General features: G+C 49.3%; 21 protein-coding genes, 1 tRNA gene and 1 pseudogene. 15 read left to right on the top strand and 8 right to left on the bottom strand.

Features of this window, described 5'->3' with window-relative positions:
- Positions 1-64 precede the first annotated feature (64 nt).
- The 4 genes from prpB to FCN78_RS05730 all read left to right on the top strand — a co-directional run bounded on the left by prpB (position 65) and on the right by FCN78_RS05730 (position 5,647).
- Entirely contained in the window at positions 65-934 is an 870-nt protein-coding gene (gene prpB / locus FCN78_RS05715) for a methylisocitrate lyase (protein WP_077659529.1), read from the top strand.
- Between the two features lie 114 nt (positions 935-1,048).
- Complete coding sequence (gene prpC / locus FCN78_RS05720; RefSeq protein WP_077659530.1) at positions 1,049-2,200, top strand: bifunctional 2-methylcitrate synthase/citrate synthase; 1,152 nt, start codon at positions 1,049-1,051, stop codon at positions 2,198-2,200.
- A gap of 43 nt (positions 2,201-2,243) precedes the next feature.
- Positions 2,244-3,695 carry a bifunctional 2-methylcitrate dehydratase/aconitate hydratase gene (locus FCN78_RS05725; protein WP_077659531.1) on the top strand — a complete coding sequence of 484 codons (1,452 nt, stop codon included), beginning with the start codon at positions 2,244-2,246 and terminating at the stop codon, positions 3,693-3,695.
- A 65-nt stretch (positions 3,696-3,760) separates the two neighbouring features.
- Positions 3,761-5,647: a propionyl-CoA synthetase gene (locus FCN78_RS05730; RefSeq protein ID WP_077659532.1), complete on the top strand. Its 1,887-nt coding sequence runs from the start codon at positions 3,761-3,763 to the stop codon at positions 5,645-5,647.
- A gap of 74 nt (positions 5,648-5,721) precedes the next feature.
- Here the strand turns inward: FCN78_RS05730 and FCN78_RS05735 are convergent, their stop codons facing one another.
- The 3 genes from FCN78_RS05735 to FCN78_RS05745 form a co-directional block, all read right to left on the bottom strand.
- Positions 5,722-6,681, bottom strand: coding sequence for a sensor domain-containing diguanylate cyclase (locus tag FCN78_RS05735; RefSeq protein ID WP_077659533.1), 960 nt, complete (start codon positions 6,679-6,681; stop codon positions 5,722-5,724).
- Positions 6,682-6,812: 131 nt separating this feature from the next.
- Positions 6,813-8,000 (bottom strand): class I SAM-dependent methyltransferase, encoded by a 1,188-nt coding sequence (locus tag FCN78_RS05740; protein ID WP_077659534.1) that lies wholly within the window; start codon positions 7,998-8,000, stop codon positions 6,813-6,815.
- A gap of 186 nt (positions 8,001-8,186) precedes the next feature.
- Entirely contained in the window at positions 8,187-9,560 is a 1,374-nt protein-coding gene (locus FCN78_RS05745; RefSeq protein WP_077659535.1) for a methyl-accepting chemotaxis protein, read from the bottom strand.
- An 81-nt stretch (positions 9,561-9,641) separates the two neighbouring features.
- Here FCN78_RS05745 and yccX point away from each other — a divergent pair, with 81 nt between their 5' ends.
- Positions 9,642-9,914 carry an acylphosphatase gene (gene yccX, locus FCN78_RS05750; RefSeq protein WP_069362831.1) on the top strand — a complete coding sequence of 91 codons (273 nt, stop codon included), beginning with the start codon at positions 9,642-9,644 and terminating at the stop codon, positions 9,912-9,914.
- 111 nt (positions 9,915-10,025) lie between these two features.
- Here yccX and FCN78_RS05755 read toward each other — a convergent pair whose 3' ends face one another.
- From FCN78_RS05755 to FCN78_RS05765, 3 genes are all read right to left on the bottom strand, one after another.
- Positions 10,026-10,355: a TusE/DsrC/DsvC family sulfur relay protein gene (locus FCN78_RS05755; protein ID WP_077659536.1), complete on the bottom strand. Its 330-nt coding sequence runs from the start codon at positions 10,353-10,355 to the stop codon at positions 10,026-10,028.
- A 229-nt stretch (positions 10,356-10,584) separates the two neighbouring features.
- On the bottom strand, positions 10,585-11,253 hold the full coding sequence (locus tag FCN78_RS05760; RefSeq protein WP_046073363.1) for a Bax inhibitor-1/YccA family protein: 669 nt from the start codon (positions 11,251-11,253) through the stop codon (positions 10,585-10,587).
- A 207-nt stretch (positions 11,254-11,460) separates the two neighbouring features.
- The gene (locus FCN78_RS05765; RefSeq protein ID WP_077600298.1) at positions 11,461-12,738 is read right to left on the bottom strand and encodes an NRAMP family divalent metal transporter; all 1,278 of its coding nucleotides are present in this window, start codon (positions 12,736-12,738) and stop codon (positions 11,461-11,463) included.
- Positions 12,739-13,318: 580 nt separating this feature from the next.
- On the opposite strand from FCN78_RS05765, the gene FCN78_RS05770 reads away from it, so the two are divergent.
- From FCN78_RS05770 to FCN78_RS05780, 3 genes are all read left to right on the top strand, one after another.
- Entirely contained in the window at positions 13,319-14,527 is a 1,209-nt protein-coding gene (locus FCN78_RS05770; protein ID WP_077638991.1) for a NupC/NupG family nucleoside CNT transporter, read from the top strand.
- Positions 14,528-14,708: 181 nt separating this feature from the next.
- A tRNA-Ser gene (locus FCN78_RS05775) sits at positions 14,709-14,799 on the top strand.
- A 542-nt stretch (positions 14,800-15,341) separates the two neighbouring features.
- Complete coding sequence (locus FCN78_RS05780; RefSeq protein ID WP_077659813.1) at positions 15,342-16,445, top strand: hypothetical protein; 1,104 nt, start codon at positions 15,342-15,344, stop codon at positions 16,443-16,445.
- A gap of 337 nt (positions 16,446-16,782) precedes the next feature.
- Here FCN78_RS05780 and FCN78_RS05785 read toward each other — a convergent pair whose 3' ends face one another.
- On the bottom strand, positions 16,783-17,805 hold the full coding sequence (locus FCN78_RS05785; RefSeq protein WP_077674137.1) for an IS110 family RNA-guided transposase: 1,023 nt from the start codon (positions 17,803-17,805) through the stop codon (positions 16,783-16,785).
- 72 nt (positions 17,806-17,877) lie between these two features.
- Between FCN78_RS05785 and FCN78_RS05790 the strand changes: the two are divergent.
- The 7 genes and pseudogenes from FCN78_RS05790 (at position 17,878) to FCN78_RS05825 (ending at position 22,751) form a co-directional block, all read left to right on the top strand.
- Positions 17,878-18,387: pseudogene (locus FCN78_RS05790) on the top strand (hypothetical protein).
- A gap of 140 nt (positions 18,388-18,527) precedes the next feature.
- Positions 18,528-19,121, top strand: coding sequence for a hypothetical protein (locus FCN78_RS05795; protein ID WP_077605793.1), 594 nt, complete (start codon positions 18,528-18,530; stop codon positions 19,119-19,121).
- Between the two features lie 82 nt (positions 19,122-19,203).
- Positions 19,204-19,782 carry a hypothetical protein gene (locus FCN78_RS05800; RefSeq protein WP_131825575.1) on the top strand — a complete coding sequence of 193 codons (579 nt, stop codon included), beginning with the start codon at positions 19,204-19,206 and terminating at the stop codon, positions 19,780-19,782.
- Positions 19,783-19,882: 100 nt separating this feature from the next.
- Entirely contained in the window at positions 19,883-20,350 is a 468-nt protein-coding gene (locus FCN78_RS05810) for a nucleotidyltransferase family protein (RefSeq protein WP_167483327.1), read from the top strand.
- A gap of 102 nt (positions 20,351-20,452) precedes the next feature.
- Positions 20,453-20,845 (top strand): hypothetical protein, encoded by a 393-nt coding sequence (locus FCN78_RS05815; protein ID WP_077650298.1) that lies wholly within the window; start codon positions 20,453-20,455, stop codon positions 20,843-20,845.
- 105 nt (positions 20,846-20,950) lie between these two features.
- Positions 20,951-21,781 (top strand): DUF6236 family protein, encoded by an 831-nt coding sequence (locus FCN78_RS05820; RefSeq protein ID WP_077659804.1) that lies wholly within the window; start codon positions 20,951-20,953, stop codon positions 21,779-21,781.
- A 130-nt stretch (positions 21,782-21,911) separates the two neighbouring features.
- Positions 21,912-22,751, top strand: a complete 840-nt coding sequence (locus FCN78_RS05825; protein WP_077659803.1) for a competence protein CoiA — start codon at positions 21,912-21,914, stop codon at positions 22,749-22,751.
- Positions 22,752-23,061: 310 nt separating this feature from the next.
- On the opposite strand, the gene FCN78_RS05830 is transcribed toward FCN78_RS05825, so the two are convergent.
- On the bottom strand, positions 23,062-24,084 hold the full coding sequence (locus tag FCN78_RS05830; protein WP_137317899.1) for an IS110 family RNA-guided transposase: 1,023 nt from the start codon (positions 24,082-24,084) through the stop codon (positions 23,062-23,064).
- Positions 24,085-24,098: the final 14 nt, after the last annotated feature.

Below are 24,098 nucleotides of genomic sequence, written 5' to 3' on the forward strand. Positions count from 1 at the left end.
CTGACGAATTAAAAATAGTGCGGTGGTGAGCCCCGCTAAGCCACGAATTTATAAGGAGAATACGATGAGTGCAGGTGCACGTTTTCGCCAAGCGGTGCGCAGCAATATTCCGCTGCAAGTCGTCGGCACCATTAACCCCTATTGCGCCATGATGGCAGAGCGAGTAGGGCATCAAGCCATTTACCTGTCAGGAGGCGGGATTGCTAATGCCTCTTATGGCTTACCGGATTTGGGGATCACCACGCTTAATGATGTGTTGGAAGATGTGCGCCGGATCACCGCAGCAACCGACGTGCCCTTGCTGGTGGACATTGATACCGGTTTTGGCGGTGCGCTCAATATTGCCCGTACCGTTCGTGAAATGGAACGGGCTGGCGCGGGCGCGGTGCATATGGAAGATCAAGTGGCGCAAAAGCGCTGCGGTCATCGTCCCAACAAAGAAATTGTCAGCCAAGCTGAAATGGTCGACCGCATTAAAGCCGCGGTGGACGCGCGCACTGATCCTGAGTTTGTGATCATGGCGCGCACCGATGCGTTGGCGGTGGAAGGCATGGACAGTGCCGTCGCCCGCGCCAGAGCGTACGTAGAAGCGGGTGCGGACATGATTTTCCCCGAAGCCATGCAAACGCTCGAGCAGTACCAAGCCTTTGTCGAGCAAGTAAAGGTGCCGGTGCTGGCGAATATCACCGAGTTTGGTCAAACCCCACTGTTTTCCAGTCAAGAACTAGCGAGCGTGGGGGTCAGCATGGTGTTGTATCCGCTCTCTGCATTTCGCGCCATGAATCAAGCCGCCCTCAATGTGTATCAACACCTGCTGGAGGATGGCCACCAGAAAAACGTGGTCGACGCCATGCAAACCCGTGATGCGCTCTATGACTTCTTGGGGTATCACGCCTACGAACAGCAATTGGATCGCCTATTTGGCAAAGAGTGATCACAGACGCACACCCACGGTGTGAAAACGTCGGTTACACCACTGGAATTATCATCACGTTCACGGATTCATGCAGCGGTTGAATCTGATGGCATCAAAGGAAAGGAGCCAATCATGACAAATGTCGCCGTCGCACCTAACGAGAAACCAACCTCTGGCGCAGGCCTGCGTGGCCAAAGTGCCGGCACCACCGCCTTGTGTACGGTCGGGCAAACCGGCACTGGATTAACCTACCGGGGTTATGACATTACCGATTTAGCCAATCACGCCCAATTTGAGGAGGTGGCGTACCTGCTACTCAAGGGTCAACTTCCCAATCGCCAAGCACTGGCCGACTACACAGAAATCTTGGTTGGCAAGCGGGGATTACCTGACGCTTTAAAAGCGGTGCTGGAACGGATCCCGGCCAATGCGCACCCCATGGATGTGATGCGTACTGGCTGCTCGATGCTGGGTAATTTGGATCAAGAAACCGATTTTAGTGAGCAAACGGATAAAACCGATACGCTGTTGGCGATGTTACCGGCCATTATCTGCTATTGGTACCGCTACTCGCATGATGGCGTGCGGGTCGATACCTATCAGCCAGAGGTGAAAAGCATTGGCGGTTACTTCCTGAAAATGCTCACTGATGAAACGCCGTCGCCACTGCATGAATCTGTGATGCATTGCTCGCTGGTGCTGTATGCCGAGCATGAGTTCAATGCCTCGACCTTTACTGCCCGTGTGTGCGCCTCCACCTTGTCCGATTTGCACTCTTGCATTACCGCCGCCATCGGCAGTTTGCGCGGCCCATTGCATGGCGGTGCCAATGAAGCGGCGATGGCGATGCTAGAACAGTGGCGCACGCCTGACGAAGCTGAAGCAGGGTTAATGCAAATGCTCGCCAATAAAGACAAAGTGATGGGCTTTGGCCATGCGATTTACCGTGAGTCAGACCCCCGCAATGCGCTTATTAAGCATTGGTCGAAACAGCTTGCCGAAAACGCACCGGATGCTTGGTTATATGACGTGTCTGAGCGGGTTGAGCAGGTGATGAAGCGCGAAAAAGGCTTGTTCCCTAATGCCGATTTTTATCACGCATCGGCCTATCACTTTATGGGGATCCCGACCAAGTTATTTACCCCGATTTTTGTGATGAGCCGAGTAACGGGCTGGGCGGCGCATGTGTTTGAGCAGCGCGCTAATAACCGCATTATTCGCCCAAGTGCCGATTACGACGGCCCTGAACACCAAGATTGGCTACCCATCGATCAGCGCCCCTAATTAGCGCGCATTTACCCGATTGAAATTACAGAAGGAATTGACCATGAGCAACAACGTAGAACTGAACCAGCGCCCTGACCCTGATGCCTTATTGGTGCAAATCGCTGACTATGTCGATAGCACGCCGATTGCTTCGGCAGAGGCCTACAACACCGCACGCAACTGTTTGATGGATACCCTTGGCTGTGGCTTGCTGGCGCTACGTTTCCCTGAATGTACCAAACACCTGGGGCCACTGGTGCCGGGCACCACAGTACGGCATGGGGCGCGGGTGCCGGGCACCTCTCACGAGCTTGATCCGGTCACCGCGGCGTTTAACATCGGTTGTATTATTCGCTGGCTCGATTTTAACGATACTTGGCTTGCCGCCGAATGGGGCCATCCATCTGATAACCTAGGTGGAATTTTGGCCACCGCCGATTACTTAAGCCGCGTGGCCGTGGCCGAAGGCAAACCACCACTCACCATGCGCGATGTATTGACGGCGATGATCAAAGCACATGAAATCCAAGGCGTGCTCGCCCTTGAAAATAGCTTTAATCGCGTCGGGCTCGATCACGTTTTATTGGTGCGCGTGGCGTCGACGGCAGTGGTCACCAAAATGCTGGGCGGTAATCGTGACCAGATCATTGATGCCGTTTCACAAGCTTGGGTGGATGGTTGTGCGCTGCGCACCTACCGCCATGCGCCGAACGCCGGTTCACGCAAATCATGGGCGGCGGGCGATGCCACCTCCCGTGCGGTGCGCTTGGCGATGATCACCATGAAAGGTGAAATGGGCTTGCCGTCGGTGCTCAGCGCACCTAAGTGGGGTTATTACGATGTGCTATTTAACGGCAACGCTTTTAGTGTCAAACAAGACTTTGCCAGCTATGTGATGGAAAACGTGCTGTTCAAGATCTCCTTCCCAGCAGAGTTTCATGCCCAAACTGCGGTAGAAGCGGCGGTGACCTTGCATTCACAGATGAAAGACCGCGTGGATGAGATTGAACGTATTGAAATCACCACCCATGAATCCGCCATTCGCATCATTTCTAAAGAAGGGGAATTGGCTAACCCGGCTGACCGTGACCACTGCCTGCAATACATGGTGGCAGTACCGCTACTATACGGTAACTTGGTGGCCGAGCACTACGAAGATGCCTTCCATCACGCCGATCCGCGTATTGACGCGCTACGGCAAAAAATGGTGATCAAAGAAGACCCACGCTATAGCGCGGAATACCTAGAAGATGACAAGCGCTCGATTGCCAATGCGATCCAAATCTTCTTTACCGATGGCAGCCACACTGAACAAGTCGCAGTGGAATACCCGATTGGTCATCGCCGCCGCCGTGAAGAAGGGATCCCCGTACTGGAGCAAAAATTCCGCTCCAACTTGGCGACCCGTTTCCCGCAAGCACAGAGCGATAAAATTGCCGCCTTGTGTAGCGATCAGGCCGCGCTGGAAAAAACCCCGGTGCACGAATTTATGTCGCTGTTTGTGATTAACTAAGCACGTTCTCAACACGTTGCTTGCTAACTCATCGCTCGCTGATAGCGGGCGATAAGGAGCCGCTTATGCAAGAAGCCAGTTACCAACACCATGCGGATTGGGCCAGCCGCGATCCCGAGGGGTTTTGGCAGGCGCAGGCCAAACAGCTTGATTGGTTTACCTTTCCACAAACCATTCTCAGCAAAGACGATAATGGCATTGAGCGCTGGTTTGCCGATGGCACCATGAACACCGCGTATATGGCGCTTGATGCCCATGTCGAACAAGGTCGGGGCGAACAAACCGCGCTGATTTACGACTCACCGGTTACCGATAAAAAAACCACTTATACCTATGCGGCGCTGCGTGACTACGTGGCGAAAGTGGCGGGGATGCTGGCAGGGCTAGGGATTGAAAAGGGGGATCGGGTGGTGATTTATATGCCTATGATCCCAGAAGCAACCGTAGCGATGCTCGCTTGCGCACGGCTTGGGGCAATCCATTCGGTGGTGTTTGGTGGCTTTGCCCCGAACGAGCTGGCCGTACGGATTGAAGATGCGGAGCCTAAAGTGGTGCTCACCGCCTCATGCGGCATCGAGGGCGCGAAAACCTTGGCCTATAAGCCGATGGTTGATCAGGCCATCATGGACAGTCGCTACAAACCCAATCATGTGGTGGTCTATCAGCGTGCGATGTGTCGTGCCCATTTAGACAATCCACGTGATGCCGACTGGGCGGCGCTATTAGCTGAAGCAACGCCTGCGCCGCCGGTGCCTGTTAATGCTACGGATCCCTTATATATCCTTTATACCTCCGGCACCACGGGCAAACCCAAAGGCGTAGTGCGTGATAATGGCGGTCACGCGGTGGCGATGAAGTACAGCATGAGCGCGATTTATAACGTCAAACCCGGCGAGGTGTTTTGGGCCGCGTCGGATGTCGGCTGGGTGGTAGGGCACTCGTATATTGTCTATGCCCCTTTGCTACATGGCTGCACCACGGTGATGTTTGAAGGCAAGCCCGTCGGCACACCGGATGCGGGTGCGTTTTGGCGCGTGTGTGATGAGTATAACGTCAGCATTTTATTCTCGGCGCCTACCGCCTTTCGGGCGATTAAAAAGCAAGATCCAAACGGTGAGCACCTTGCGCGTTATCCGATGACATCCTTACGCACGGTGTTTATGGCGGGTGAGCGGCTTGACCCGCCCACATTGGAGTGGGTGGAAGAAAAGACCCAGCGACCCGTGGTGGATCACTGGTGGCAAACCGAAACTGGCTGGGCGATTGCGGGCAATCCATTGGGATTAACCTGCTTTGCGACCAAGCCCGGCTCGGCAACCATGCCAAGCCCTGGCTATCAAGTGCAGATCCTTGATGAAATGGGCGAACTGGCGGCGCCAAACCAGCAAGGATACATTGCCGTAAAGCGCCCTCTGCCACCCAGCTGCCTGCCGACGGTGTGGCGCAACCACGATCGTTTTGAAGCCGGCTACCTCAGCCAGTTCCCCGGTTATTATGTCTCCGGTGATGGCGGCTACATGGACGAAGATGGCTACGTGTTTGTGATGGGACGGATTGATGATGTGATTAACGTCGCGGGTCATCGTTTATCGACCGGCGAAATGGAAGAGGTGTTAGGCAGTCATGAAGCGGTCGCCGAGTGTGCGGTAGTAGGCATGCACGATGAGCTTAAAGGCCAATTACCGATCGGTTTGGTGGTACTGAAAGACGGTTTTGTCTCTGTGAGTGGCGAGATCGAACAGGCATTGGTGCAGCGTGTGCGGGATCAAATTGGCGCGATTGCTTGCTTTAAACAGGCGGTTATCGTCGATAAGTTACCCAAAACACGCTCAGGTAAAATTTTGCGTCGCATTATTCGCCAAATGGCGGATGGTGAGTCTTATCAAGTCCCCTCGACGATCGATGATCCGAGCAGTTTGGAGGCCATTGCCTCTGCACTATCCGCTTCGTAGTCGGTCAGACTTTTAGTAAACGATGAGCATGGCTCAACGCAAAGCAAGGTGAGGCAATCAGTACCGCCGGTGGCCTACACCTTGGCATTTTTTTGTTGAGACATCTTGGTATCCGCTTCATCCAACAAGTCATCTAAACTGCGGTGCGAGGTGGCCGAGCTGTTTGCAATCCCTTGGCTAAATGAAAGGGGGTAGGTATGGCGATTAATCCGATTAAATTGCTCAACCACGCCCGCAAAGCGCTCGAGTGCGTTTTTTGCTTCTTGGCGGCCAGCACCGTAAAGAAACACCACAAACTCATCGCCACCAAACCGCGCAAACACATCCGATTCGCGCATATTGGCGCGCAGCAAGTTAGCCATATGGGACAACGCTATATCCCCTTCAGCATGGCCATAGGTATCATTAATCGCTTTAAAGTTATTTAAATCCAAAAACGCCAATGAATAGGGGGCATTAATCGACTGGCAATGCTGCACTGCTCGGCTCGCCAGTTGCATAAAACCGCGTCGATTAGAGATACCGGTAAGACTATCGGTATAGGCTGTCTGAGCCGATGACAACTCGCTTTCCGCCAGTAGCGCCAGATCGTTTAAAAAGCGCAAGTCTTCTTGGCTAAAGCGCCTAGGTTGAGTATCAATGACACACAGTGTGCCGACATTGGTGCCATCACTGAGAGAAAGCGGATGTCCCGCATAAAAGCGAATATGTGGATCGCCCGCAACGAGGGGATTATCGGCGAAACGTGGATCGAGGCTGGCGTCTTTCACCACAAAGGGTTGATCCCCCAAAATGGCATGGCCGCAAAAAGAAATATCGCGGGAGGTTTCGCGCACAGTCAGGCCAAAACAGGATTTAAACCACTGACGATCGTTGTCGATTAAACTCACGAGGGCGATCGGGACGTTGAATAAACGTTTCGCTAAACGTGTGATGCGGTCAAAACGCTCTTCGTCTTCGCTATCGAGCAGGCCTGTTTCTTCCAGCCTTTTTAAACGTTGCTTTTCATCTTGTGGTTTAATGGGACTGAGCATTCACACACTCCTGTTGCTCGCTCTACAAATGCTGACTCTCTAAATACAGTAGAGGGGCTAGACAAAAGTGTCTAGGGCAGAAGACGACATAAGTCGCCTACTACCACAAAATGTGCGATACCGCTTGCGGCTTATTGCACCAGACAAGCAAAGCCTTTCAGATAAAACCCTTCTGGGTAGGCACTGTGAGTGGGGTGGTCGGCAGCTTGTGTAAAGCGCTCGATAAATTGTACGTTTTTACCCGCATCCAAGGCGGCATCTGCCAGTATCTTTTGGAACAGGCCCGTATCCATTAAGCCCGAGCAAGAGTAGCTGAGCAGCACACCGCCTGGATTCAGCAGCTGCATGGCGAGCATGTTAATATCTTTGTAACCACGGCATGCACCGTTCAGTTGGGATTTCGACTCGGCAAACTTCGGTGGGTCCATCACAATCACATCAAAGCGTTCACCTTGTTCGCGATAAGTGCGCAGCAGCTTGAACACATCGGCATTAATAAACTCAGCACGCGTGAGATCAAAGCCGTTTCGCGCCGCATTGGCTTTGGCTCTATCGAGCGCCGGCTGCGACACATCGACATTAGTGACGTGTTTGGCATTGCCTTTTTGCGCATACAAGCCAAAGCCGCCCGTATAGCAAAAGCAGTTTAAGACGCGTTTGCCATCCATGTATTTCACCGCTTGTTCGCGGCTATCACGTTGGTCGAGGTAAAAACCGGTTTTATGGCCGTTAGCAATATCGACCTCAATCGCCACGCCGTTTTCTTCTATGGTGACAGTGGCCGGCGGCTCCTCACCGTGTAACACTCCCACGCGAGGCTTGAGGCCTTCTTTCTTACGAATCGCCACATCCGAGCGCTCGTAAATATGGCAGTCAGGAAATTCGCTGCGTAGCGCGGTGACTAGGTTATCGCGTTGGGCATCCGCGCCGGCGCTGAGCAATTGGCACACCAAGTAGTTATCGTATTTATCCACGGTAATACCGGGCACACCGTCTGACTCAGCGGCCAAGAGGCGGTATCCGGTTAAGCCATCACGTTTAGCGAGCATGGTACGTAGCGATTTTGCCGCACGAATACGGGCAAGGAAAAAGTCACTGTCGATGGCGGTTTTTTCAAAGCACCACATGCGTACCCGAATTTGTGATTGCGGCGAAAATGCCCCCATGCCTAAAAACTCGCCTTGATAGTCACAAACCGTGACAGTGTCACCTAGTCCGGGCTTGCCTTCCACGCGGGTGATCCCGCGTGAGAAAATCCAAGGATGGCGGCGTTTGATGGATTTATCGCGGCCTTTGGCGAGATACACAGTGGCAGTCATGATGGTTCCTAACAATGGGTGGTGCAAAACACGTCAAAATGCTGAGTGGGGCACCTGCATCATGACGTGACTTGCGGCTCAAGAAAAAAAGGGCGGGTATTGTCGAGCAAGGTGAGTGACATTGCAATAAAAACGCGCCCAGAGAAGGGCGCGTGATAACAAGCGTGAGGGGGGTAGACCAAGGAATTAGGTGCGAAGCCCTGCCACTAAAGTTTTTAATTGATGCGCCTGTGCGCCCAGCTCGCTCACTTCAGTGGCGGAGTCACGCAGCATTTGGGCAACCTGGGTAGACTGGCTGCGTACTTGCTCCACATCTTGCGAAATCGTACCCGCGACATTGCCTTGCTGTTCAGCAGCGGCAGCAATCTCGGTGCTGCGATCGGCAATGGTGCCACTGCGCTCAGCGATTTGGCTAATTTCGGTATCAATTTCCTGCACCGCCGCTTCACTGGACGACGCATTTTCAACCGTGCCTTCCATCACCCGGCGCAGCTCCGCGGTATGCGTTTGCAGTGACTCAATCATCGACTGAATATCTACCGTGGACTCTTGGGTGCGACTGGCCAGTGTGCGTACTTCATCGGCCACCACGGCAAAGCCGCGGCCTTGCTCACCGGCACGTGCCGCTTCAATTGCGGCGTTAAGGGCCAACAAGTTGGTTTGTTCACTGATGCCATTGATGGTGGTTACCACGGTGCCAATTTGCTCGGCGTTTTTGCTCAGCTCGCTGACTTTATCTGCCGCTTGGGCAATTTCAGCGGCAAGGCCGTTAATCGCGCTCATGGTTTGTTGAACTTGCTGACGCCCCTGGTTTGCCGCCTCGGTGGCCTCTTGCGTTTGGGTCGAGGTGTCCGTGGCATGGCTGGCTACTTCGCGAATCGAGCCGGCCATTTCTTCGGTGGAACTGGCCAGTGAATCAAGATACTGGCGCTGACTCTCACCCAAGGCTTCACTTTCATCGCTACGCTGCTGCAGACTGGAGGACAGACCATCCATCATTTCCGCGCTTTCCTGGATCGCCTTCACCAAGTTTTGCTCGCGCTCGAGCACTTTATCGATAGTAACGGCAATTTGGCTAAACTCATCACGAACAGGGATAAAGTTCATTCGGTAACTCAGTTCACCCTCTGCTAGCTTTAATAAAGCTTGGTTCATGGTGTACATCGCACCGCCAATAAAGGTCATGATGTAGTAAATCAGCACCGCAATCACCAGAATCATACCAAGGAGCAGGCTCCAATCGGTGGCACTCATATGGCTAAACAGCGAGCCGTCGACTTGGTAGGCAAGCTCATTGCCATTAAACGTAAAACCGGTTTGCTGGTTATTGAGTAAGGTTTGCACCTCGCCTTTCGGGAGGTCGTATTTTTCAACCATGGCTTGAATGGCTTGACCTTCCGCTTCCATTTTGTGTGCCACACGGGTATCCGAAGCAGCATCCAAGGTAAGCGCAATCACAACCATTGCGAGCAAGGGGAGGAAAAAGATAAGGTAAAATTTTTCTTGTAGCCGAAGGTGGATAAAGTATTTATCAATCCATCGAAACGCAACTTCTTTCATGACGCCATCCTGTCAAACGACTTGTCTCATGTAGCGTTATACAGGTGTCGTTTTGCAATGGGAATATAGCAGAGGTGACAGATGTCTCAAAAATGTGTCAAAGCCTATGTCACAGGTCACGTTCAGGGGGTTGGCTTTCGTTATCACACCGCCCATGAAGCGTTAAAGCTTTCATTGACCGGATACGCGAAAAATCTGCCGGATGGTCGCGTTGAGGTATTGGCCTGTGGCCGCGAGGAGTCAGTGGACGCGTTAATGACGTGGTTAGATAAAGGGCCACCGACAGCAGGCGTCGATCAAGTTGACAAAGAAGGAGCGGAATGGCGCGCCGTTGATGGGTTCGCCATCTTATAGCGTCTTAATAACAGGTCTCAATAACATAGAGCCTAGTGCCAATCGTTACATGCGCCGCGAGGGTGTGGCGGCGCTTGATTTATCGGCCTCGAGACTTGTCGGCCTCGATCACTAGAGGCATTTAGCGGGCTTGGGTAAGCCTGCCAGCTTGGTGGCCTGTTTGGCTGGGCCTTTCGGGAACAGCTTAAACAAGTACTTGCTGTTGCCTTTTTCTGGGCCATATTCTTTTTCCATCGACTTAACCAACAAACGCACCGCCGGTGAGGTGTTGTACTCTTGATAAAAATGGCGGACAAAGTGAATCACTTCCCAGTGTGCCTCGGTCAGCGCAATGTTTTCTTGTTCGGCAAGCAGCGGCACTAGGGCTTCGTGCCAATCGTCCACATTTTTTAAAAACCCTTGCGCATCCGTCGCAATGGTTTCACCTTCATACACCAGCATAGTCTTACCTTTGTTCGTCATCTGACCGGACGTTATCGCTTTGATTAAGGCTGCAAAGCATAGCGAGCAGGGAGGGCGAGTGCAACTGGCGTTCACCGTGCGGGATGTGGCGCGCCGCACTGAGTGGGTGCGCTTTGCAATCACACGCTTTTAGGGATAAAAAACGCAGCCATAAAAAAAGCCGGCGCGTGCCGGCTCTTTGTGTGTGCTACTGACTAAACCTTGGGGGTTAGTCGTCGTTCATAAAGCCAAGAATGCTTAGCATGTGAACGAAGATGTTGAAGATGTTCAAATACAGCGACACGGTGGCGCGGATGTAGTTGGTCTCGCCGCCATTAATGATGTTGCTGGTGTCATACAGAATAAAGGCTGAGAAAATCAGTACCGCGATAGTGCTGATTGCCAGACTCAGCGCTGGGATCTGCAAGAAGATGTTCGCGACCATTGCCACTAGAAGGGCAATCACACCGGCAACCAAGAAACCACCCATGAAAGAGAAATCTTTCTTAGAGGTAATGGCATATGCCGATAGGCCTAGGAACACCATACCTGTGGTGGCGAGCGCCTGCATCACAATCCCTGGGCCGCTAGATAGGCTCAAGTAGTAGGTCAGCGTTGGGCCTAAAGAGGCACCTAAAAGGCCGGTGAACACGAAGGTCCATACAATACCGGCAGAGGAGTTCATGGTGCGTGGTAGCACAAAGAACACGATCGCCAACGCACCTAGGGTCATACCTAGCGACATCATTGGGCCGATGCCGACAGCGATAGCGATAAAGGCCGCGATAGCACTGGTGATCAGTGTCATCGATAGCAGTGCATACGTATTACGTAGCACTTTGTTTGTAGATAACGCACTCTGCTGTGACTGGCTGTGCGAAACGATACGATCGTTCATAACGTTCTCCCGGTTGGGTTAACAATCCATTTCTATATACGACAGTTATGTGGGCAGTCGTTCACTTTTTCAAGCCGCCCACGTCCTTAACCTAAACCACGACTGGCTTTTATAAAGTCAATAATACCTTATCCACGCCTAACACCGTTGCTGAAGTTGTAAAAGGATGTTAACCCAGCCCTTTAAGCGTGAACAAGGTAAACTTTGTTACATCAACCACTTCCACCAGACGAATACGGCCAAAAAGCCGAACAAATACACTAATCCGGTGATTGCCAATGCGCGCATCGCTTTGCTCATGGTCACTTCAGGCGGCAAGCGGTGTTTGGTCACCAAAATATAGTTGAGCAATGCAAAGAAAGGCGTGGTGACAAACGCGGCGACCATGGCGAAATCAAGCATGGTCAGCAGTGCGCCGGTCCAAAACGCCACAATCGCCAGTGCCAACACCGAGATCAGCATCATCCAGCCTTGTGCGATACCCGAGTGCGCCTCGGCTTCTGTTTGTTCACGCAACAAGCGTTGTGATTCAGATACCACGCGCGCATAGCCATCAATCACGGTAATGGTGCTGCCGAAAATACAGAAAAAGGCCACCACCGCAATCAAATAGCGCGACCATTCACCAATGGTGGCGGCATACAGACCCACTAACTGATGCGAAAAGCCAATACCTGATTGCTTTAACTCCACCCCGCTGCCATGCAGAAGCAAGGCACCGAGTGATAAGAACACAATCGCCAACAGCGCGGTACCGATGTAACCGACGTTAAAATCAAACAGCGCCGCTTTGGCGTTAATCGGCTCAGATTGCGCTTTACGCTTGAGCCACACCGAGGTGATGCTAGAAATTTCAATCGGAGCCGGCATCCAACCCATGGTCACCACAATAAAGCCGATGGCGGCGACAGACCAAATCGAGGGTGCATTGAAGTTGGGCTCAACCGCGACAGGATTCCCCACGGCAATTGTCACCGCCACCAAGGTGGCGCAAGTCAGCGTCGCCATGATCACTTTCGATAAGGTATCCAGCGCTTTGTAATGTCCCGCAATCAAGATGACTAAGCAGGTAGCCACAATAATGCTCGAGAGCACCGTCAGTGAGAGATCAAACGGCACAAAATAGCTGAGCAAGCTGGCACTAAATAAGGTCAAGGCCGCGGTGTTAATCACCCCAGATACGGCACTCAGTGCGACAAACAGCCACAGGTAAGGGCGACCTAAACGCGCATAGCCCTCGACCAAGGTTTCACCGGTTCCCGCAGTATATTGTACGCCTGCTCGAAAAAAGGGGTATTTAAACAAGTTAACGAGCAGGATCAATGCCGCGAGCTGCCAGCCATAAATGGCTCCGGCTTTGGTTGAAGCAACAAGGTGAGAGCCGCCTACAGCTGCCGCGGCCATCATGATACCTGGCCCCAATGCGCGTAGACGTTGCATCACCGACAAGCTAGATCCTGCCTGATGCGAAGAGACGGTTTGCATGTGTGTTTCCTTTATTATGGTTGCGTTGTTGTGTTTGCTTTGTTTTATGTTTTTTAGCGCTATTGCTTTTGTTTTTGCCATTGAGGCTTATTTTTATCACTTTGCCTTCAATAATTTTGTCAATATCCACCCATGAATATCATATGAGCCAAACGTGTCAACTAATCTTGCCAAATTTGTTAAGCGTAGGCGTGATGCCGAGTGTGAATGATAGACACTGACAACGTGACACAAAAAGAGAGGGATAAACATCCGACCATTGTCTGAGGGACAAGACAAAGCCAAAAGGGCCGTTTGCAATGGTCAACAACCACTCAATAAGTGTGATCGAGCGTCAAATTATGCTGGAAATGAGAGCTTAATCACAATAGAATGCTCGCCCAACATGTGCTCTTTGCACAGCGATAGCCAAAGAGTGACTGTGTCGCGATTCGCGGCTGAAGAAAAAGCGTCCAAGGTCGGGCCCACCTTCACCGAACCCGCGGTACGATGTAACGCATGATGGAACCTCTTGCCACCCCGGCAGCGTGTCGTACTCATCCGTACCGCAAGTGCAACACAACGGCAAGGTAATCTATTTATGCAACTTCTCTATAGTGCGGCAGGTCTGGTCGCTCTGTTTCTGTGCGCGTGCGCATTTTCCACCAATCGCAAAGCTATCAACTGGCGAACAGTGCTAGGCGCGTTTGGCTTGCAAGCTGGGTTTGCTGCCCTGGTGCTCTATATTCCCTTTGGTCAAGCCATGCTTGGGGCAATGAGTAATGGCGCGGCTAAACTACTCTCATTTGCCAACGAAGGCATCGAGTTTGTGTTTGGGCCACTGGCGAACGATGGGTTTGTTTTCGCTGTTAAAGTACTGCCGTTAATCATTTTTATCAGTGCGCTGATTTCTCTCCTTTATCATCTCGGCATTATGCAGTGGGTTATTAAATTGCTCGGTGGCGGCATACAGCGATTACTCGGCACCAGCCGCGCAGAATCCTTGGTCGCGACCAGCAACATCTTTCTTTCTCAGGGCGAATCTCCTTTGGTAGTTCGCCCTTTTCTTAGCAAAATGACCCGCTCTGAACTCTTCGCCGTAATGGTCGGCGGTATGGCCTCAGTGGCCGGCAGTGTGCTTGGCGGATATGCCGCCATGGGCGTGGATTTGAAATACCTGATTGCCGCGAGCTTTATGGCCGCGCCCGGTGGATTATTGATGGCCAAAATCATTGTCCCTGAGACGGAAACACCGGCTGAGCAAAACCAGGTGGAGATCAGCGATAGCGACCAAGCGAACGCGATTGATGCCTTGGCCAGTGGCGCGATGAACGGCATGAAAGTCGCGGTGGCCGTGGGCACTATGCTGGTGGCCTTTATCAGTGTGATTGCGATGCTAAACGCCGGACTCGGGAGCATTGGCGAGCTGCTTGATTTAGAAGGCTTAAGCCTAGAAAGCCTGTTCGGCTATTTATTCTCACCCTTGGCATTGCTTACTGGGGTGCCGGTGCATGAAGTGTTTGCCGTTGGTAACCTATTAGGGCAGAAAATCGCACTCAATGAGTTTGTCGCCTTCTTATCCTTTGCCGATATCAAAGCCAACTTGTCGGTGCAAAGCCAGGTGATAGTGACCTTTGCCTTGTGTGGCTTCGCCAACATTGGCTCAATTGCCATTCAACTTGGCTCGATTGGTGCCATGGTGCCCGAACGCCGCAAAGATGTGGCAAGCTTAGGCGTGCGCGCAGTGATTGCCGCCACCTTTGCCAACCTAATGAGTGCGGCACTGGCGGGTATTTTTATCGCGCTATAATTACTGCGCGGTAAAGAGACTCAGCTAACGTCTCTCAGTTAAAAGCAGGGCGGTTGGCGGCAAGCTAATCGCTTTTTGCTACCAATATCGCCAACCTGATCACGGCTTGAGCGAGCAGACAAAAAGCGGCAAATAAAGGGTTTACAAGCCACAGCGAACCCAATATTATACGCCGCGTTCCGGAGAGATGGCTGAGTGGTTGAAAGCACCGGTCTTGAAAACCGGCAAGGGTTAATAGCCCTTCTAGGGTTCAAATCCCTATCTCTCCGCCACATACCGAAAAGCCGCTGCCCAGTCAGCGGCTTTTTTGCATTTATGCCTCCAAAACCTCCCAAACCCTGACCGCGCCAACATTTTAGACCCCTTTGCCTAAACACACTGCCCAGCATCTGATAACCTAGCGCGCAAAAATCGCTCTGTAAGGCCTTTTGGACGCCGCGAACCAGAGGGCGGTAGCGTGGGTGTTGAAGCGCACTCCATTAAACTGCCAAGCTGTATATTTACACAGCTTATCGGCGAGGGAAGCCAGATCGTGTGCACGATTATTCGAAACGCATTCACATTATCACCAAACGAAAAAATAGAAATGCTATTTAATCAATGGGTTACATTTTACTGCTTGGGGATAATGTGAACGCGTGAGCCGGGATAGGCGGCATGCTCACTTTCGCAGGCGAGATGATTGCTTAAAGCATTGAAAATGATTTTAATAACAGTAGCTTAGACGACAAAAAGTGCGTACAACGGTTTTGACAAATCGAGCACGCGCACTAATACAATGTTAGCCAGTCGTCAGTAGTAACTAGAGGAAATAATGGAAAAATTACTTTTGGAATGGGATGAGAAATCCATAAATATTAAAGAGCTTGTAAGCAAGATTAAAGAAACTCTCGCGGACAGACCTGTTCCAAAATCTATTCGAGACGGGCTTGAAAAATTTGACCGAAGTATCGCGAGCTACGCTCAGGCTGTTGACTCTGATGATATAGAGAAAATTGCGCAGTCAGCCAAGATGGTAGCGGTTTATGGTCAGGCCGTAGCCCAAGGTATTCCAAAGTTTAAAGAAGCAGATGAGAAGTTAAAACGTTTAGGTTACGATTTGCTAGAACATTCAAATGAATTCCGAAGCAAGGTGGAAGATAGCCCACTAGAATATAAGCCACTTGATAATGAGAAAATGAATGAAATATCTGTAGATCTACATAGCTTTCAGTCTATCAAGAAAAATTTGAAGCTTTTAGCTGATGATCATGAGAGACATGATCAGAGAGTCAAGAAATTGTTGAATGAAAATGAAGTCAGAATCGAGAGTATAAGTTCCCAGTCTGAAAAACTTCATGCTGACGTAATTAATGAAGTTAAGAAAGCAGAAAGACTATATGAAAGCAGTTTAGCTGATCTCGAAAGTAAGAAGGCACAAATTGATGAGATATTAGGTCATGTATCAGGTAGGGCAATAGCTGGAGATTTTGAAAAGAGCGCTGAAGATGAGAAGAATATGGCCAACTGGCTACGGTACGCATCTCTAGCTTGTATGTCATTAATAGTATTAGTAGTTGCATATTCGTTCTGGGAAACAACGAGTGAAGATTTTAGCTGGCAAAGTTCGATCTTTAGAATAGTTCTAGCTTTTATATTGTCTGTGCCTGCGGCATATCTTGCAAGAGAGTCTGCAAAACATCGAGAACAACAATATGCGCATCTACAAACATCATTAGACCTGAAGGCTATAGCCCCATACATTGCATCGTTGCCTGAAGCTGAGCAGCATAAGATTAAAATTGAAATAGCAGGTAGGCTTTTTGCGGCTAAAGACTTTTCCAAGGTGAGTTTAGACTCTTACCCGATAAATGTCCATGAAATACTGATGGAAATAATAAAAAAACTAGATTTCAATAAAAGCGAGCCTAAGCCTTGAAGGGTATTTCTTGGCTAACAAGGCCATCAAATTCGCTTCCTTCGGTCGCCGGACGCTCGCAAGCTCGCGCCGTTTATGGCAGCTACATGGATTCCCCCGTTCGTCAAGCATCCGCGAAGCGTATTGAGTTTGGTTTGGACTGCCGCTCTACATTCGGCCTTTTACTGACTCACGTCATGGCCCTGATGACATTGCGCGGTTGCAGTGCCTAATTCGTTAGAAGGCATCAAGGTGCCCGCCGCATTAACAGGCTCTCTGCAAATGGTCTTCACCGATACTCATCAACTTGCGTGTGCAATGACCCGGTTGGTGTATTTCTCCTTACGACAGCGACGAGTTAGGCCGCGTAGTCTTGATAATCCGTTTGATGGTGCAATAACGCCCACACAATGCGTGCATTTTTGGCCGCGAGAGCGACAATGGCGCGATTCATGCCACGTCGCTCAAGGACATTTCGCCCCCAGACACTGAGCCTATCTTGCTTATCGCCTAGGTTCGTGATGACGGCTCTCGCACCATGCACTAAGAGCGTTCTGAGGTATTTATCTCCTCGTTTACTAATACGACCCAATCGCGGTTTTCCTCCGGTTGAGTACTGTTTGGGCACTAATCCAAGCCAAGCAGCAAAGTCTCTACCGGAATCAAACTGCTCGCCTTTTCCGATAGTGGCGATAATCGCCGTTGCTGTTTGTGGGCCAATGCCGCGAACATTAAGAATACGCTGGGCATTAGGACTGGCCTTGGTAACCATATCGAAACACTGCTCGGTATCGGCGATACGCTGATTAAGTGTTTGTAGGTGGTCAAAGCAATCTGCCACGACGGCACGAGCGATATCAGGCAGGCCATTTTCTGCTGCCTCGAGAATGAGTGGTACTTCTCTGTGAATGGCGGCTCGTCCCGTTGGAATAATAATGCCGAACTCTGCCAGTAATGCACGAATACGATTAATGAGGGCGGTACGTTCATTGACCCAATGCTCACGTACACGATGAGTCGCGAGAATCGCTTGGCGTTCGGGTGACTTAACAGGAATAAACCGGCTATTTGGACGCTGAACAGCGTCACAAATGGCAACGGCATCGTTCAGGTCATTTTTTCCTTTTGTGCGATAAGGACCGACATACTTTGCGGCCATGATACGGGTATCGTGACCGAGCTTGTTGAATTCTCTGGCCCAATAATGTGCCCCACTGCAGGCCTCAATACCTATACACATCGTAGGCATATTTGCTAATGTAGCCAGTAATTTAGCGCGTGAAACAGATTTATGGAGAATGACTTTTCCGTGGTCATCCACCGCGTGAAGAGAAAAGTGGTGCTTGGCGAGATCAACGCCACAAAAGAATTGAGTAGACATGGTTATCTCCGGTATTAAAGGCCGCACCTAAGTGTGGCAGATCTTCAAGAGGGGGAATCCATGTCATTCGTTATGTTCTTGGAGGATATATTGGAATATCAAAGGGACAGGGTAACTTCTGGAGTTTTTCAGAAACTTGTTGTAAAGCTGTATAAAGCCCTCGTATTCAAGCTTTCAAACAAAAAAGAGAAGCTGGAATGGCAGCTAATCTTGATAGCCGATTGTTTACGAATCATTGGGCTTTGTAGGTTAGCTTATCGGATGGCTTTCAAAGTGCATACTTCAACGTCTAGTGTTAAGAACAAGTTCTGGTCAACCCATGTTTCAGGTCTGGCTCTGCAATATTCAGGTGACATGATTGGCGGTGAAAAAGCATTCTTAAAAAGCCAGGACTTTGCTTGTGAGCTTTCTTTGAGTTTTAGCTTGCAGCATTTGGGTAAATTGAACGTTGAGGTTGGCAACTATTAACTGGCAGAGCAACAGTTCATAGAAGCATTAGCAATTCGAGAAAAATTGAAACGGGCTGACTTGGTAGAGTCGACTAACAGGGCGATTCGAGGACTACAAAAGCTACGAACATAACAATAAAATTTAAGGGTGATTCACAACGCGCGGCGCTCTTAATTCAAGCAAGTTTAGTGTTTATGGCACAATGCATTAGGTAGGTGGTTAGCGTTGTTCACACCTTAATTTGGCGTTAAGTTTCTTTATCGAGATCGAACATGGACGAAAAAGTAAAAGCGTCATGGGAACGGGCACTTCACCCTGAGACGCTTAAAACAAATATTATTACCGCCTCTATATTCTCGATGGCCTTCGAAATGCTCAAGAGCAGCATTATTGAAAAGATAGAAGGCTTTTTCACAAATGGATTTGACGAAAATGGGATGATTGTTAGTCCTGAATATAAAGAAAAGGTGCTTAGCCTAAACAGAAGTCCTCTCTACGCATCATTGAAATGGTTGCAAGATATGCATGCTATTGATGATAAAGATTTAGAGAGATTCGAACATATTAAAAAGTGTCGTAACACATTAGCTCACGAAATGCTCACTTTTGCCTCGTCAGGTGTAGACTTTGATGTCGCTGAAGCGTTTGAAGAAATGGTCGGTCTACTGAGAAAAATAGAAATTTGGTGGTTTGAAAACTTAGAAATGGCTATAGACCCAGATGCTTATCCCGAAGACCTAGACTTAGAGCAGGTGATTCCCGGCCCTGTATGGAGTCTTCAAATGCTTATTGACGTTGCGCTAGGGCCAGAGGAAGAAGCGCGAAAATATTATGATCACTTTGTCGCAAATGCAGAAAAAACTTAACAAGCACATGTTGTCGGACTGGTTTTCCGCTGCGCTCGAAACCAGCCGCAAATGCGGGCGTTAAGCATTTCAGGGGGAAATAGTGACAATTGAGACAATATTGCAGCCAGCGGTTGTCGCTGCCATCGTTTCCGCCATTGTTGGGCCGCTGATCTTCTTCCTTTTGAAGCGCTGGGATGACAAGAAACGAAGAAACTTCGAGATACGTTATGAAGAGTATAAGCACTACCTAAAGGCATTAGAGCAGATTGCCTCGTCTAGCCATGCTGATTTTGAGCGCTTTATGAGCGAAACTTATGCAAGTTGCATGAATGAAATTCTTACTTCGGAGGGGCAGTCTTCTGATCCGTTGATTCGCCTTAATCAGGAGGTGAACAATCTTACAGCAGATGTCCGGAAACCCTTCACTCAAGCAACACAAGAGCTTCACGGTCTGCGCTTGGTCTGTTCCAAGAAGCTTCTCCAAAAAGTTAACGAGTACGTAAATGTACAGCGCGAGCTTATAGATTCATCGTGTTCCGTATTGGGAAATCTGGATCAAATGGACATCAATAATCCAAGCGTGAGCCTATCTGGCGAGATGGAGGAAAAAGGCGAAAGAACCCAAGTGCTGTTTGAGGAAATCGTGCAGCAAATGAGAAAGGAGCTAGGAATCAAATGATGCTTAACAAGGCCAGGCATAGCGACGGCTTTTCCGTTATGGCTTCGCCTCCACTACAAAGCCGCGCGTGCTGGCGGCGTTATGCGCAAAAGGAGAAGGCGTGCATCATATAGCAGCGCGATGGATTGTGGGATTACTAAGAGACAGGAATATCCCCTTTTTGATCTGTGGCGGGCTCGCAGCAAAAGGGTATGGCTCAGAGCGGGATCTGAATGACATAGACCTTTTCGTCCCCGGTGAACATTTTCCGTCTGTGGTACAGGCCGGCCAGGAATTTGTATCCAAAGCTGCCGCTCACCGCCAAGAAGAAGGCTGGGATCTAACCTACGTCCAGTTCAAGTACAAAGGCATCAAGGTCGAGGTAGGTAGCGCTGATCGTCCCAAAATCTTCGATGCAGGCAGCGAAACTTGGGTTCCCCTCAACATAGATTTTTCTCGCTATACGCCTGCACATTTGCTGGGCCTTGAGCTTCCCCTTATGTTGAAGGATGACTTAATTCAGTATAAATCTGCGCTCTCACGTCCGGTGGATATCCAAGATATCCGTGCTATCTGTGAGAGCGCATAACCAGGCCATGCACCGGATGCCAAAACCTCTGCGTCGCGCCGGTTTTGCCACCAGTGATGGCGGGCGTTACATGCATAGCATAGGTGGAGCATCATATTTACAATGAAAGAAACGATCTCTTGGGCATTTTCAGGCGTTGGAACGTCAGTGCTGGTTGGTTTGGGTAGTATTTCCATAGCTATTGGAGTCTATCTATACAAAATGCGGAGCCATCGAATACAAGAAGCCTTTGAAAAGTACGACAACTTATATGAGCGTGGTGGGCATAGGCTAAAATGTTTAATCCCTTCTGGAATTCATTGCTTGAAAAGTGACAGAGAAATTAAACACTATTTTCAGTTGGTCATGACTATTGAGCCGCACCATCCACTCAGACAATGGAAGGGACGGATAGAGAAAATAGGATATAAGAAATTTTTCGACCATGTTTTCAAAAGTGGTCTAGCCCTAGATAAAGAAAGCATTGAAGGGTTTATTTCGGATCTAGAACGGTAAGCATGTAACAAACCAAGGCAGTGGGACATCTTTTGCTTCGCTGCGCTCAAAAAACGCAAAATATGCCCCTGCTTGGGGCGTTAGCACTCTAAATATGAGGTCTATATGAATAAAAAAGGAATCGTAGTATCTCCGCCTTTCAAGCCTATTTATACGGGGGGAATTAGTTGTGGCGGATCACCTGACCCAATAGAGTTGCGAAAGTACCTTATGTATTGGGACGAAATTGATTATCCGTCAAATATGCTAATTCATATTTCCTCGCCTGAAATCGATTACCTTGAACAATCAGGAAAACTAAAACGTACTCATGTTCGCTTTCAAGGATCAATAAACTCAGGTCAAGGTGAGTTCTTCATTCAGGCTCAAGAAGCTGCATTTAGGAAAAACCAAGAAGAGGAGCCTGGTTGCTGGACAATCGCGCAACTAGCTGATATTCCTTTTTACACTCAACAAAGTGCTAGTGTTGGTGTTGAAGTTGAGCTTTATGACATGCTACCTGTACCAAGTGCGGATACACCGTTAGCAGACATTTTAGAGTTTAAAGAAAAACGACAAGATGAACTCACTGCATTCCGTTGTCACATGGATGAAGTAAATGAAAATATCTTGAGTTCAAGAGATGTACCACGGGCTAGAAATGCTCAAATGGCTCGTGTTGAATTGGCGTTGAAAGATATTGATAAAACTTTAAGTGAATCCGGTATAAAACGAATTACAACTCATTTAAAAAATGTAATTAATGCTGATTTTTCAGGTATTGCTGGTGCGGGTTTAGGGAGCGCAGGTGTTTCCGCATTTATTGGTATGTCTCCTTTAATTGCAGGCGTCGCTGGAGCTGGTTTAGTATTTGGCGTTAAAAGCTTAATAATGCCATCAAATCAGTGTCCTACTGATTTAAGCTATATTAACAGTATCAGAAAAAATTTTCGGTAAACGAGTGCTAACAAGCACTTTAAACGGAACAAAAACAGTTGGCTATTGTTCGTTCCTCACAAAATTATAGCCAACAATTTTTATCCGCTTAAGTGGGCGTTAGGGCACACAAGGATTAGAGCATCAAATTATGCAATTGGCATTGGTCAATGAAAAAAAGTTAGAGGCATTTCCAAAAGGTAGAGGGTTTTGCCCTATTTGTGGCGCAGAAGCTATAGCCAAGTGCGGCCCGAGAGTTATGCATCACTGGGCACACCTCAGAAAAAGGAATTGCGATCCCTGGTGGGAGAATGAGACTCCTTGGCATCGAGAGTGGAAGAATAGATTTCCATTGGAATGCAGGGAAGTATCTCATGTTGCTGAAGATGGAGAAATTCACAGGGCAGATATAAAGACTCCAACAGGGATCGTTATTGAAGTTCAGCATTCCTCAATGACTGATGCTGAAAGAATATCCAGAGAAGAGTTTTATAAAAATCTTGTTTGGGTAATTGATGGCTCCGTTTTTAAAGACAACTTTGATATTTATCACATGCTACCCGATCCACGATCTGAGTTGGCTCAAGATTTAGTGTGGAGTAAGGCCAAAAGGCATATGCATGGAGCCAACACTGGAATCTTTTTCCGGCTCTCTGAGGCAGTTGAAGAATACCCAGAGGTTACGAAATCAACTCTCAGGGGAGGTCGGATACATGGGATATATGATATTGAGGAAGAAGTAACAGAATCATATAACGGCTACCATCAATATGATTGGGTACGACCAAGAAAAACATGGCTAGATGCAAATTGTCCAGTTTATATTGATTTTGGTGATGAGTACCTTGTCAAACTAGAAATATATGATGAGTCTAGCCTCAAATGTATACGTTTAGTTTCAAAGCTAAAGTTTGTGCATGATGCGATGACAGAATCAGATGCGAAAAATATTGCTACTAGATTTTATCCGATTAACAAAGGTCAGCCCTAACAAAGTGCTGCTAGGGACAAACCTACGCTGTGCTCCGGTTTGCCCCAGAGCACGGCTACATGGATTCCCCCGTTCGTCAAGCATCCGCGAAGCGTATTGAGTTTGGTTTGGACTGCCGCTCTACATTCGGCCTTTTACTGACTCACGTCATGGCCCTGATGACATTGCGCGGTTGCAGTGCCTAATTCGTTAGAAGGCATCAAGGTGCCCGCCGCATTAACAGGCTCTCTGCAAATGGTCTTCACCGATACTCATCAACTTGCGTGTGCAATGACCCGGTTGGTGTATTTCTCCTTACGACAGCGACGAGTTAGGCCGCGTAGTCTTGATAATCCGTTTGATGGTGCAATAACGCCCACACAATGCGTGCATTTTTGGCCGCGAGAGCGACAATGGCGCGATTCATGCCACGTCGCTCAAGGACATTTCGCCCCCAAACACTGAGCCTATCTTGCTTATCGCCTAGGTTCGTGATGACGGCTCTCGCGCCATGTACTAAGAGCGTTCTGAGGTATTTATCTCCTCGTTTACTAATACGACCCAATCGCGGTTTTCCTCCGGTTGAGTACTGTTTGGGCACTAATCCAAGCCAAGCAGCAAAGTCTCTACCGGAATCAAACTGCTCGCCTTTTCCGATAGTGGCGATAATCGCCGTTGCTGTTTGTGGGCCAATGCCGCGAACATTAAGAATACGCTGGGCATTAGGACTGGCCTTGGTAACCATATCGAAACACTGCTCGGTATCGGCGATACGCTGATTAAGTGTTTGTAGGTGGTCAAAGCAATCTGCCACGACGGCACGAGCAATATCAGGTAGGCCATTTTCTACTGCCTCGAGAATGAGAGGTACTTCTCTGTGAATGGCGGCTCGTCCTGTTGGAATAATAATGCCGAACTCTGCCAGTAATGCACGAATACGATTAATGAGGGCGGTACGTTCATTGACCCAATGCTCACGTACACGATGAGTCGCGAGAATCGCTTGGCGTTCGGGTGACTTAACAGGAATAAACCGGCTGTTTGGACGCTGAACCGCGTCACAAATGGCAACGGCATCGTTCAGGTCATTTTTTCCTTTTGTGCGATAAGGACCGACGTACTTTGCGGCCATGATACGGGTATCGTGGCCGAGCTTGTTGAATTCTCTGGCCCAATAATGTGCCCCACTACAGGCCTCAATACCTATGCACATCGTAGGCATATTTGCTAATGTAGCCAGTAATTTAGCGCGTGAAACGGATTTATGGAAAATGACTTTTCCGTGGTCATCCACCGCGTGAAGAGAAAAGTGGTGCTTGGCGAGATCAACGCCACAAAAGAATTGAGTAGACATGATTACCTCCGGTA

Origin of the sequence: Salinivibrio kushneri (genome assembly GCF_005280275.1) — a bacterium.
Lineage (GTDB): Bacteria > Pseudomonadota > Gammaproteobacteria > Enterobacterales > Vibrionaceae > Salinivibrio > Salinivibrio kushneri.